Below are 12,440 nucleotides of genomic sequence, written 5' to 3' on the forward strand. Positions count from 1 at the left end.
GTGGCGGAACGGGCGGATTCAACAACGCTAACCGGTTGAAAAGCCGTGTGCCAGAGTTATCATCGCGGATGGGAAACCTGTCGCGTCGCCGACCCCTTCGCGACTTCACTTCAAAACCGGAGAGCGGTCATGAGCTTCAAGATGCAACGGGTTCACCTGTTCCACGCCGAGGTCGAGGACAAGCCGGGCGGCACCGCGGCCAAGCTGAAGAAGCTGGCCGAGGCGGGCGCGCACCTCGAGTACGTGTACAGCCAGCGGTCGCTGAACAAGCCCGGGGTGGGGGACCTGTACGTGGCCCCCCTCACCGGCACCGGCGAACTGGCCGCCGCGAAGGCGGTGGGGCTGCACGAGGTGAGCGAGCCGATCGTGATGCGGGTGGAGGGCGACGACAAGGCCGGGTTGGGCGGGCGCGTCACCCAGGCGTGGGAGATGGCCGGGATCAACCTGCAAGGGCTCGTGATGTCGGTGATCAGCGGCAAGTTCGTCGGGTACGCCACGTTCGACTCCGTCGCGGACGCGAACAAGGCCGCCACCATTCTCGCCGAGCTGGGCACCGCTTGAGGCCCCAACAGCCAGAGCCCGGGGCCGCTTTGGACCCGGTTGTCTTCCGCTCACCCGTGTGAACGCCCCCGCCTGCATCGGTAGGCGGGGCACCTCTCGCACCTCGCACCCGCGAACAGCTTAACACCTGCGAACCGAGTCCCGGCACCGGGCGCGCGGAGCCGTTTCGCGCGCGGGACGTTCATCGCCCCGGTCCGGCGAGACCGGCTCCATTCCCGGCCCGCGTCGCCCAGTGATGAGACGCACGAGACGCTGCGGGAGCCGACGGCACGCGCCCGGCCCAATTCCCGCGAAACCGGCGCAAGTGGTTGCTTTCGTGAGGCGCACCGCTAGCATCTACGCCGTACCCCAGGATCGAGACTCTCTCACCCACCGAGGCGGCCCATGTCCGTGATGTACGTCGGCGAAGGTCTGGTCATCGAAGGCAGCGACCTGGACAACGTGGCCCACATCGACCTGCTCATCGGGCCGAAGGACGGCCCGGTCGGCGTCGCGTTCGCCAACGCCCTCGCCAGCCAGACCGCCGGCCACACCAACCTGCTCGCGGTCGTCAGCCCGAACATCCCGGCCAAGCCGGCCACCGTCACCGTCACCAAGGTGACGATGAAGAAGTCGGCCCAGGTGATGCAGATGTTCGGCCCGGCCCAGGCGGCCGTGGCCCGCGCGGTCGTGGACAGCGTGGTCGAGGGCGTGCTCCCGAAGGCCGAGGCCGAGAACTGGGTGATCGTGTGCGGGGTGTTCATCGCCCCCAGCGCCAACGACAACAAGAAGATCTACAAGAACAACTACGAGGCCGTGAAGCTGGCCATCAAGAACGCGATCCAGAAGAGCCCGAGCATCGACGAGATCATCGCCAAGAAGGACACCCCGCACCCGTTCGAGTGACGCTCAATGCGGAATGCGGAGTGCGGAACGAAGGCAAGAAGCCGAGCCTCTTTTGCCTTTGCTCCGCACTCCGCATTTCTGAAGGTTCCGAAATGGAAAAGGCCACCATCCTCGTCCAGCTCGACACCGATCCGCTGCCGAGCGTGTTCGACCGCGTGGTCGCGGTGGACGCGGGCGTCCAGCACACCTTCAGTTACGGCGGGGTGACGCCCCAGAACGTGATGCCGCTGGTCCACGGGTGCATCTTCACCCGCGGCGGCAAGGACCTCGCGCGGACCGCGATCTTCGTCGGCGGGTCCGACGTGACCGCGGGCGAGGCGGTGCTGGCCGAGGTGAAGAAGCACCTGATCCCGCAGTACGGGCTCAGCGTCTCGCTGATGCTCGATTCCAACGGCGCGAACACGACCGCCGCCGCCGCGGTGCGGGCGGCCGGGCGGCACCTGGACCTGAGCAAGACAAAGGCCCTCGTACTCGGGGGCACCGGGCCGGTCGGCCAGCGCGTCGCGCGGCTCCTGGCCAAGGCCGGGGGGCACGTCCGGCTCGGGTCGCGCCAGAAGGGGCGCGCCGAGGCCGTGTGCGAGGCGATCCGGGCGCACATCCCCGGCGGGCATCTCGAAGCGGTGAGCGTGGCCTCGTCGTCCGACGCGCCGGCCGCCCTCGACGGCCGCACCCTGGTCGTCGCCGCCGGCGCCGCGGGCGCGGTGCTGTTGCCGAAGAAGCTGCGGCGCGGGTGCGAATCGCTGAAGGTCGCCATCGACCTGAACGGCGTGCCCCCGTCCGGCATTGAGGGGGTCGAACTCGGCGACAAGGGCGCCGACCGCGACGGCCACATCTGCTACGGCGCGCTGGGCGTCGGCGGCACCAAGATGAAGGTCCACCGGGCCGCCATCGGCAAGCTGTTCGAGGCGAACAACGCGGTGCTGGACGTCGAAGAGGTCTACGCGCTCGCGCTGCAACTGCCCTGACCGGCGCCCGCGGCCCGGACGAAGTTCGGGTTGACACGCCGGCCCGAAATCGAACATCATTCGCCGCCCACCACACCTGGAGCGACGAATGGCGGTCAGATTATCAGCACTGAGCTTCTGCGCACTGACTTGCCTGCCCGCCCTCGCCAGCGCCGGACCGATCGCGTTCACCCTCGGGGCCGGGAACCTCACCACCTCCCCCGAAGCACCCCAGCTCGGCATGGCGCTCGTTCCGGTCGTGACATCGACGGCGACGCGCAGCGCCGAACTCGACAGCACCCAGCCCGTCACGCTCGGCGTGGTCGCCTACGAGCCGGGGCGCATCCCCACCCCCGACCCGCGCGACGTTCATCCGGACGGCACCACCCACTGGAACAACGACGGGTACTTCGCGGTCGATGTGAACCTGGTCGATTACGCCTCCGGCGAGAGCGCGATCCTGACGCTGCACGGGCGCGCCCACATGTACAGCAACTACGCCACCGGCTCCGGCTGGAGCGGGCAAACGGTGTTCTGGTTCGACGAGCGCGAGCAGGTGACGCTCGGCGGGAACACGTACACGGTCTGGGGGGCGAACCGGTTCACCGACGGGAACGGGCAGGCCGCGGTCAACGTGTGGGTCGGGTCTGGCGCCCCGGTCGCGACCCCGGAGCCGGGGACGCTCGTTCTGGCGGCCCTCGGGCTGGCCCCGATCGGGCTGCGCCGGTTCCGCCGCACGAAGTGATAATATGAAGACAGATTTCGACAGGATGAACAAGATTGACGAGATAAAAATCGATTGCGTTTATCCTGTCGATCCTGTCAGAATATTCTGGCTTCTCCATCGAGCTTTGGTGATACGCGCCCTCACCTCGGCCAAGCCGTAACAGCCAGCGTAGGCTTAATACCAACACGCGTTCAGAAGTACCCGTATGCCGCGCGTAGCCGGGTGCGACCCGGGCACCTCTTCGCTGGACCTCCTCGCGCTCGAAGACGGGCGCGTGATCGCGCAGGCGCGCATCGAACCGGCCGAGTTGCGTGCCGACCCCGCCGCGCCGGTGCGATGGCTCACCGACCACGGGCCGTTCGACCTCGTCGCGGGGCCGTCGGGTTACGGCCTCCCCCTCGTCCGCGCGGAAGCCTGCACCGACCGTCAACTCGCGCTCATGTCGCTCGTGCGGCCGGACGAGCCCGGCGCGAAGGGCGTCAGCGGCTTCTCCGCGACGGTTCGCGCGCTGCGGGCCAGCGGGCTGCCGATCGTCTTCCTTCCGGGCGTCGTACACCTGCCCAGCGTCCCGGCGCACCGCAAACTAAACAAGATCGATCTCGGCACCGCGGACAAGCTGTGCGTCGCCGCGCTCGCGCTGGCCCAGCACAACAGCGACGAGCCCGCGCTGGTCGTGGAGTTCGGCTCCGCGTTCACCGCGTTCCTGGTGCTGAAGGGCCGGCAAATCGTGGACGGCTTGGGCGGAACGAGCGGGCCGCTCGGAGCGCGGAGCGGGGGCGCGTGGGACGGAGAAACCGCGTACCTGCTCTCACCGCTCGGCAAGAACGACCTGTTCCACGGCGGGGTGAACGACGCCCCCGACCGCGACACCGGCCGCGCCGCGTTTCGCGAATCGTTCTGCAAGGCGGTCTACGGGCTGCTGAACGTCCACGGGTGTCAGGACGTGTACTACAGCGGCAGCCTGCTGCGATCGGACCCGGACCTCGTTCAGCAGGCGCTGGGCGAGTTGCCGAACGGCTTCTTCCGGTTGCACTACGCCGGCGATCTGCCCGGCGCCTGGGTGAAGCACGCCGCACAGGGAGCGGCCCTACTCGCCGACGGGTTGTGCGGCGGCACGTTCGCACCGCTGGTGGAGTGGCTGCGGCTGCGCGCGGCGAGCGGCACCGTGTTCGACTGGCTCACGCACCCGCGGGCCGCTGACGTGCGCCGGCAGTTCTTGGCAGAATAGGCGCCCCACCCGCCACTGCCGGCGGGGCGACGAACTGCGACGCGGTCCGTCCGGTCCCAAACCCCGTAGTTTCAAGCTGGCGGTCTGGGAACATTGCCGTGAGCCGCAAACTACGGGCAGTAGTTTCAAGTTCGCGCGGCGTGGTTCTGGTTCTGAGTGTGGCCCGCTCGCTCCGCGAGCGGTTGCGACGGAGTGCGGGTCGCATCGGGTGTGGTAAATTTGATACGCGAAGCACCGCTCGCGGAGCGGGCCGCACTCAGGACCAGAGCCACGACGCGCGGAGGGGGCGGGACACACTGTACCGGTCACGGCTTCGCGCGGGGCGCCGGTGCGGTGCGAAGGGGCGCGGTCAGCTCGGCCACCTTCGCCTGTGCGGCCTTCAGCAGCGGGTCGCGCACGAAGTTGCTCGTGAAGCCCAGTTGGTGCGGCCCGGCGCTCTTGAGTGCGGCGGCCCCGCGCCTGACGGAGAAGCCCCAGTCGGCCGGCTCCTCGCCGTTCAGTTTGAGTGCGACGGCGGTGGCGATGTCTCGCATCTGCAAGGTGCGTTCGCGCGAGGAGGCGAACTCGCGCGCGTCGCCGAACGCTGCCACCGCTGCGGCGGTGTCGGCCGCGGTTCCGCCCTGCGCGAGGTACAGCAGCGCCCAACCCCGCGCACGCTCTGTCCGCTTGGCATCGGCCGCAACGGCATGGGCCAGGGCCGCTCCTTCCCGGCAGTCGAGCATGAGGAGCGTCGAGAACCCGGAAACGGCGGCGTCCGGGTTCTCGCGTGCCCCGAGCCACGCCACAAACAGGCGCTGGAGGGCGGCCGGCGGGCGCCCCAGCGCGCCAGGTGCTGGCCGCTGCTCGGCACCGAGCCCGGCCCAGCAAGCGTGCCATGCGGTGTGTTCATCCCGTGGTGCATCGAGCCGCACGCGGTGCGCAGGCACCGCCTCAGTGCCAGGGAACGTGCCCAACAGGAGCATCGCGGGGTACGTGCCGCGTTCCGGCGACCACTGCGTTAGCGCGGTCACCGCGTTTCGTTTCGCGTCGGCGGCGTACCAGCCCTTGAGATCCTGAGCCAGTCGCGCGTGGGCCGCCCGGTGCAACCGCTCGGCCGCGTTCGGGTTCTCGATCGCTTCGACTATTCCCACGAACGCCCGTTCGTTCGCCAGGAGTTCGGCGAAGATGGCGCGGGCGTCCGGGCCGGCGCCGGTGACGGCCTTGAGTTTCGTCCAGACCGGGTGCTTGAACGTGTCCGGGTTCGCGGCGAACGCGGCCGCGGCGCGCTGCCAGTCGGCCCGACGGAGCACGGGCAGGACGGCGGCGCACCGCCGCGCGATCTCGGGGTTGTCCGACTTCAGCCCCGCGAGTACGGCAGCCTTGGCCGGGGCACCGAGTTCTTTCAGCTTCTCCTCCGCAGCCTCTCGTTCGGCAAAACTTTCACTGCCCAACTGCTCCACGAGTTGCGCTGCGACCGGGGCCGGCGGTTTCTTCGGCCCCTTCGGCTTTTGCTCATCAAGGAACGCCCGGGCCTTCGCGTGCGCCGCGGCGCGGGACGGGTCATCGTTGAAGCCGAAGTCTTCCGCGCCGTACCCTGCGATTACGGGGCGCCGGTTCTCGCGCTGGAACAGCCCCTTGGCGCGGGCGAACCCGTACTCGAACGGGTCCTGGTCGCACAGCAAGAGCGCCAGCGCGACGGCGTGGTCGCTGGCGATCAGCCGGCGCGACCGCGGGCCGGGTGAATAACGGCTCGGTGGCGGGGGGAAAACAACAGGCGTGTCGTCGCCGTAGAGTTCGGCGAAGAGCGGCAGATCGCTCGCCGCGCCGAACTGTGCGACCGCGCGGAGGGCGCCGCACCGCTCGCCCGCGCTGCGCTTTCCGTCTCCGGCGATGAGCCGCGCGGCCGGTAGCACATCGGCCGCTCGCGAAACGACGGCCAGATCGAAACTGTTGTACAGCACCGATGTGTCCGCTCGGCGCGGGAGCCACGCGGCGAGCAACTTCCAGAACACGCGATCGCTCCCGCTGGGGAGTGCGGCGGTCGCGTCGTACCGCTTCTCCGGCCCCGGGGCGATCTCCAGACCCCGCAGTCCCAGCGACATTCCTTTGGCGTAGTGCAGGCGCCCTTCGCCCGTCGAGAATAAGGCCCGGGTGTCGTTCGCCGGGGGAGCGGTTTCGGTTCCCGGGTAGCTCCCCAGGAACAGCAGATACGCGGCTTCCTCCGCGGTGTCCGCGGGCCAAACGGGGATGCGGAAGAACACCGCCATATTGCTCTGAAAGCGCGTCCCGATCTCGGTCACCGCGTCACGGTACTGCCGGGCTGCGGCCGCCGGGTTGGCTTCCGCGGCGTCGAGCCGGGCGACCCACTCCGGGCGCTTCAGAATTCGGGCGAACAGCTCGCGCGATGCGGAAGTGTTCCCGGTGATCGCCTGGAACCGTTTCCAGATCGGGTGCGCGGGTTGCGGTTCGACCTTCGGGTCGAACCCCTTCACCAGGGCGGCGAGTGCGTCTTTCCGCACCCCTACCAGCACCACCGCACACCGGGCGCGGACTTCGGGATCGTCGGACCGCAGCCCGGCCGTCAGCGCGGGTTCCGCTTTCGTGCCGTGCGCGCGGAGTGCTTTCTCCGCAGCCTCTCGTTCGGCAAAACTCTCACTGCCCAACTGCGCGATCAGCCTCGCCATCGAATCGTCAACGGGGTGCGGTGCCGGTGCGGTCGCGTTCCCGCGTGCGGGCGGCGCGTCGGCCGAACCGGTCATTGCCAGCCCGCCGCACGCGAGCGCGAGGCACACCGCTCCCACGACCGCGCCGGCCCGCAACTGATCGAACAGCATGGCTTTCAGGACCACCGCCGCGGCCGCGCCCGCGGTTCCGCCGGCGGCGCCGCTCACCGCGCCCGTCGTTGCCCGGGTGAGTTCGGCCGAAACGGTCATCGATCCGGAGGTCAGCACCGCGAGCGCGACCGAAGGCGCGACCCCGCGGGCGGCGAGTCGTGACGCGAGCTTGCGCTTCGCGGCGGCGAGCCGGCTGGAGACGGTGCCTTCTGGTACGCCGAGTTCCGTTGCCGCCTCGCGCCGCGACAGCCCTCTTAACTCGCACAGCACCACCGCCACGCGGTACAACTCTGGAAGCCGCGCGAGTTCCTCGTCGACGATCGCGGCCTGCTCGGCGACCGCGAGCGCGTCGCCGGGCGCCGGGGCCGGGCTCGTGTGATCCCGTTTCCGATCCGGGTCAGCGCGTCGCTCGCGCCGGTCGCGTGCGAGTCGCACCCCGCGGGCGGTCCGCACGGCGACCCCGTACAGCCACCCGGCCACGTTCGCCCCGCGCACGCTCCCCGCCTTGCGGGCCAGCACCAGGAACGTCGCCTGGAACGCGTCCTCCGCGTCGTGCGGGTCGGACAGCACCCGCCGACACACCGCGAGGACCATTGATCCGTGCCGGCGGACCAACTCCGCGAACGGGTTTTCGGCGCGCGACGCGATGAACGCGCTCAGGAGTTGCGCGTCCGTGTTCGGTGTGTCGTGGGCAAGGGCGAAACGCGCCAGCGCGACGGCGGAACGGGGCACGGGGTAGCCCTCCGGTGTGACTGCTCACCGAAATAGTGTGCGGCGGCGGTCGGCGCGTCGCGCGAATGTGCGTGGCAACACGAAAACCCGATTCCAGTCGTTTCACGTTGTCGGTTGTGCGCCACCCGCCTGCTGACGCAAGCGGTTCGACCGTGGCTTGTCGAACCCCCTGCGTCAGCAGGCGGGTGTAAGTGTTGGGTTCCGCGAGTGATCTCATCTCGGCCGCGCCAACTTGAAACGACTGGAGTTCGCTCGCGGTGCGGTCGGCTGCTAGGCGATCGGTACTTCAGGTCATTGCGGCCCCTATGTCGCCCCGGTGAGGCCGGGTTCGTGAACAGTGAACGACATCATAAATGGCAGTAATCGCATCGTGAATAGCCGGGTCCGCCGGGCCCCATTTCCTCCCTCGAACTGGTCACAGCGTACTCGTGCCTGATCGCAACTTGTCCAGTTGCCTGCCTGACCTTGATGCGATCTGTGTGATTTAGCCGGAAATTCTCTTCGGTACACGAATTGCATTTGCGTGCGCCGCCGTTCGCCACACGCCCGCGCTGCTCGCACCCTCCAACGAATTGGGGACGTGCCGGTAGCGCGGTTCACCCTGATCCGCCTTCGGAGGCCCGCCCGCGTGCGACCCGCCGTTCTCGCCGCTTTGACCTTGCTGCTGATCCACGGAACCGGGCGGGCGGCATCGCCCGCGGAGCTGGCGGCCCAGGTAGATGCGCGCATCGCCGCGCGGTGGAAGGCCGAGAAGGTTGCGCCCGCGGCTCTAGCCACCGACGCCGCGTTCGCGCGCCGCGCGTACCTCGATCTGGTCGGGCGCATCCCGACGGTGGCGGAGGCGCGAGCGTTCATCAAGGACCGCGGCGCCGACAAGCGGCCGGCGCTCGTCGCGCGGCTGCTCGGCTCCGGCGGGTACGCCCGTCACTGGGCCACCTTCTGGCGCCGCGAGTGGGTGCCGCAGCCCCCGGCCGCGAGCGGCGACGAGATCGAGGGCTGGATCGCCGCCCAGTTGCGCGACAACGCCCCCTACGACCGCGTGGTCCGCGCCCTGCTGACCGCCCCGGCGGCGCGCGCCCCCGGGACCGCCCCGCAGACGTTCCTGGTCGCCAGCGAGTTCAAGCCCGAGAACCTCGCGGCCAACATCACCCGCGCGTTCCTGGGCATCAACCTGGACTGCGCGCAGTGCCACAACCACCCGTTCGCCCGCTGGACCCGCGACCAGTTCTGGGAAACGGCGGCGTTCTTCGCTCGCCCCTCGGAGGCCGGGGCCGGGGCTCAGAAGATCGAGATCGGCGTTCCGGGCACCGGCACGAAGCTCGGCCCGCAGCTCCTGACCGGGGAGCCGGTGACGTGGCCCGCGGCCCTCGCCCCCGACACCGGCCGCGGCGTGCTCGCCGCGTGGGTGACGAAGAAGGGCAACCCGTACTTCGCGAAGAACGCGGTCAACCGGGTGTGGGCGCAGCTCTTCGGCACCGGGCTGGTGGAACCGCTCGACGACCTGAGCGGCGAGAACCCCGCGAGCCACCCCGAACTGCTCGACGAACTCGCGGCGGCCTTCGCCGACAGCGGCTTCGACCTGAAGCACCTCACCGCTGCGCTGGTGCAGACGCGGACGTACCAGCTCTCGTCGGTGGCGCCACCGGGCGGCAGTTCGGACCCGCGGCTGTTCGCCCGCGCCGCCGTCCGCGGGCTGACGGGCGAGCAACTCTACGACAGCCTCCGGGGCGCGGCCGGGCTCCCGCCGGACCGCACCGACCTGGACCCGCTCAACGCGGCGGCCGCGCGCAAGCGGTTCGCCGAGCGGTTCCGGGGCGAGCGCGCGGGCACCGCCCAGCGGTCGATCCTGCAAAGCCTCGCCCTCATGAACGGCGCCGTCACCGCCGAACTGACCGACCCCGCCACGTCGCCGGCGCTCAAGGCGGTGGCGGGCGCGCCGTTCCTCGACGCCGCGGCGAAGGTGGAGGCGCTGTACCTCGCCGCGCTCGGGCGGACGCCGACCGCCGAGGAGTCCGCGGCGGCTGTCCGGCACCTGGCGCGCGGCGCGGACGCCGGCCCGGCGCTCGCGGACGTGCTCTGGGCGCTGCTCAACGGCAGCGAGTTCGGCACCAACCATTAATCGGAGACCGACACCGTGAGATCCCACCGCCCGCGCCGCGGGTTCACCCTCATTGAGCTGCTGGTGGTGATCGCGATCATCGCGATCCTCATCGGGCTGCTGCTACCCGCCGTGCAGAAGGTGCGGGCCGCCGCCGCCCGGCTCCAGTGCGCGAACAACCTGAAGCAGATCGGGCTGGCGGTCCACAACTACCACGACGCGGAAAAGGGCCTGCCCTACCTCGTCTTCAACAACACGTCGTCCGTCAGTCCGAAGCACGCCTGGACAGCGTACCTGTTGCCGTACCTGGAGCAGGGGGCGGTTGCGAGTTCGTATTCGTGGAACGTGGACTTCTCCGATCCGGCGAACCAAGCGGCCGCAAACGCCTCGATCCCGGTCTTCGTCTGCCCGGCGACGCCCCGCTCGAAGGCCAAGGTGGACCTCGTCCCCGGGTTCGCCACGGCGACGAACCCGGCGGTCACCGGCTCGCCGAGCGACTACGTCGGCTTCTGGCGGTTCTGGGACCCCATCGCGTTCCCAACGACGCCGTGGCGGGACACGGTCGGCGCGCTGGACGGGTACGACAACACCCAGCGCAAGCTGACGCAAATCACGGACGGCACGTCGAACACGGCGATCATCGGCGAGTCGGCCGGGCGGCCGGACAAGTGGGTGCGCGGGAAGTTGGACGGCGCCCTGCCGGTCCAACACGGGCTCGGCGGGGCGTGGGTCGGATGGGAAGCGACTTCGGTGAAGAGCTTCGACTCGACCGGCCAGACCAACCACGGCCCGTGCATTATCAACTGCTCGAACAACGGCGGGCTGTACGGCTTCCACACCGGCGGCATCAACGTCCTCTTCGCGGACGGCTCGGTTCACTTCCTCCGGGACGGGGCGGACAAGTTGGTGGTCTACGCGCTCGTCAGTTACAACCTCGGCGAGGTCCTTTCGAACAGCGACTTCTGACGGTTCAGGGTTCGCCACCCGTCCGTACTTCACTCAACCGTAACCCGTGAAGACATGAAGGTGATCGTTTTGGTTCGCCGTTCGTTCATTGCTTTCGCCTCGGCCGCAGCGGTGTCGTGTGGCGGCGCCGAACGGTCGGACGTTCAGCCCGTGCGGGGCACGTGCCTCGCGGCCGGTCGTCCGGCCGTCGGCGCGCGCGTCGTTCTCGTGCCCGTCGCTGCCGGACGGGGTTCCCCCGCCTCCGGTGTCGCCGGTTCGGACGGCACGTTCCGGCTCACGACGGTCACCAAAGACGACGGGGCGAAGGAGGGCGAGTACGCGGTCACGATCACGTGGCCGGACCCGCAGCGCGCCAACGGCGACGGGACCGGCGAAGCGGCCGACCGGCTGCGCGGGGCGTACCGGGACCCCGCCAAGCCGTTCTGCCGGGTAACGGTCCGGCCGGGGGAGAACGAGTTACCCCCGTTCGAAATCAAGTGATGTCTCGTCCCGTACTCGACATCCGTCCCGGCTTGCAACCCAACGTTCACGCTCGATCCGAGGTGCTCCATGAAGCGCGTCCGCTCCACTCGCCCCGCGTTCACCCTCATTGAGCTGCTGGTGGTGATCGCCATCATCGCGATCCTCATCGGCCTGTTGCTGCCGGCCGTGCAGAAGGTCCGCGCCGCCGCCGCCCGGATGGTGTGCGGCAACAACCTGAAGCAGATCGGGCTGGCGGTCCACAACTACGCCGGCGCCAACGAGGACTGCTTCCCGAAGTACGACGGCACCAACCGCCGGCTGAGTTGGACCACGCTGCTGCTCCCGTACCTGGAGCAGGACAACGTGTACAAGATGATCGACCAGACCCAGACCTGGGCCGCGACCGCCAACGGGTGCCAGAACCGGGCCGCCGGGCAGGTCCCGCTCAAGGTGTTCGTGTGCCCGGCGAACCCCGGCGCACAGCGGATGCCGCTCATCGCCGACCCGGAGGTGACCGGCGGCAGCTTCCGCGCCGCGCCCACCGACTACACCGTGGCCGAGGGGTTCTACTACTCGACCAACCCGTTCAACTGGGTCGAGGGCACCATCCGCGGCACCGCCGCGATCGGCAAGCGGCGCATCACCGACGTGACCGACGGCACCTCGAACACGCTCGTCATCTTCGAGAACGCGGACGTGCCGAACCTGTGGATCAACGGCAAGCTGACCACCGACAACACGAACACGGTCACCACCTACCAGCACAGCAACAACGGCACCTGGTGCAACCCGAACAACAACAACATGCGGGGCTGGGACGCGACCGGCACCGTCCAGTTCGGCCCGTACATCGTGAACAAGCGCAACGGGGCTGCGCTGTACGGGTTCCACACCGGCGGCGCGCACGCCCTCATCGGCGACGGGTCGGTCCGGTTCTTCGGCGAGAACACCACCGCCGAGACCGTCAAGCGGTACGTCAGCTTCAACGGCGGCGACATCAACGACGACTGAGCCGGGGCGGCCG

The 12,440-nt window shown here is 69.4% G+C and carries 10 protein-coding genes; 9 read left to right on the top strand and 1 reads right to left on the bottom strand.

The features are described from left to right. Positions 1-129: 129 nt before the first annotated feature. The 5 genes from GobsT_RS08025 to GobsT_RS08045 all read left to right on the top strand — a co-directional run bounded on the left by GobsT_RS08025 (position 130) and on the right by GobsT_RS08045 (position 4,345). Positions 130-561 carry an ACT domain-containing protein gene (locus tag GobsT_RS08025; RefSeq protein ID WP_010034626.1) on the top strand — a complete coding sequence of 144 codons (432 nt, stop codon included), beginning with the start codon at positions 130-132 and terminating at the stop codon, positions 559-561. 384 nt (positions 562-945) lie between these two features. Beyond that, entirely contained in the window at positions 946-1,446 is a 501-nt protein-coding gene (gene fae, locus GobsT_RS08030; protein WP_010034623.1) for a formaldehyde-activating enzyme, read from the top strand. A gap of 92 nt (positions 1,447-1,538) precedes the next feature. Continuing rightward, positions 1,539-2,411: an NADP-dependent methylenetetrahydromethanopterin/methylenetetrahydrofolate dehydrogenase gene (locus GobsT_RS08035; protein ID WP_010034622.1), complete on the top strand. Its 873-nt coding sequence runs from the start codon at positions 1,539-1,541 to the stop codon at positions 2,409-2,411. 88 nt (positions 2,412-2,499) lie between these two features. Further along, positions 2,500-3,135: a PEP-CTERM sorting domain-containing protein gene (locus GobsT_RS08040; RefSeq protein ID WP_010034620.1), complete on the top strand. Its 636-nt coding sequence runs from the start codon at positions 2,500-2,502 to the stop codon at positions 3,133-3,135. A 187-nt stretch (positions 3,136-3,322) separates the two neighbouring features. Then, entirely contained in the window at positions 3,323-4,345 is a 1,023-nt protein-coding gene (locus GobsT_RS08045) for a DUF1464 family protein (protein ID WP_010034617.1), read from the top strand. A 305-nt stretch (positions 4,346-4,650) separates the two neighbouring features. Here GobsT_RS08045 and GobsT_RS08050 read toward each other — a convergent pair whose 3' ends face one another. Then, positions 4,651-7,890, bottom strand: coding sequence for an RNA polymerase sigma factor (locus GobsT_RS08050; protein ID WP_010034615.1), 3,240 nt, complete (start codon positions 7,888-7,890; stop codon positions 4,651-4,653). Positions 7,891-8,518: 628 nt separating this feature from the next. On the opposite strand from GobsT_RS08050, the gene GobsT_RS08055 reads away from it, so the two are divergent. From GobsT_RS08055 to GobsT_RS08070, 4 genes are all read left to right on the top strand, one after another. After that, positions 8,519-10,009, top strand: a complete 1,491-nt coding sequence (locus GobsT_RS08055; protein WP_010034612.1) for a DUF1553 domain-containing protein — start codon at positions 8,519-8,521, stop codon at positions 10,007-10,009. A gap of 15 nt (positions 10,010-10,024) precedes the next feature. Then, on the top strand, positions 10,025-10,954 hold the full coding sequence (locus GobsT_RS08060) for a DUF1559 domain-containing protein (protein WP_010034610.1): 930 nt from the start codon (positions 10,025-10,027) through the stop codon (positions 10,952-10,954). 54 nt (positions 10,955-11,008) lie between these two features. Next, positions 11,009-11,434, top strand: coding sequence for a hypothetical protein (locus GobsT_RS08065; protein WP_010034602.1), 426 nt, complete (start codon positions 11,009-11,011; stop codon positions 11,432-11,434). Positions 11,435-11,503: 69 nt separating this feature from the next. Beyond that, the gene (locus GobsT_RS08070) at positions 11,504-12,427 is read left to right on the top strand and encodes a DUF1559 domain-containing protein (RefSeq protein WP_010034599.1); all 924 of its coding nucleotides are present in this window, start codon (positions 11,504-11,506) and stop codon (positions 12,425-12,427) included. Positions 12,428-12,440 lie beyond the last annotated feature (13 nt).

This window comes from Gemmata obscuriglobus, assembly GCF_008065095.1.
GTDB classification, from domain to species: Bacteria; Planctomycetota; Planctomycetia; order Gemmatales; family Gemmataceae; genus Gemmata; species Gemmata obscuriglobus.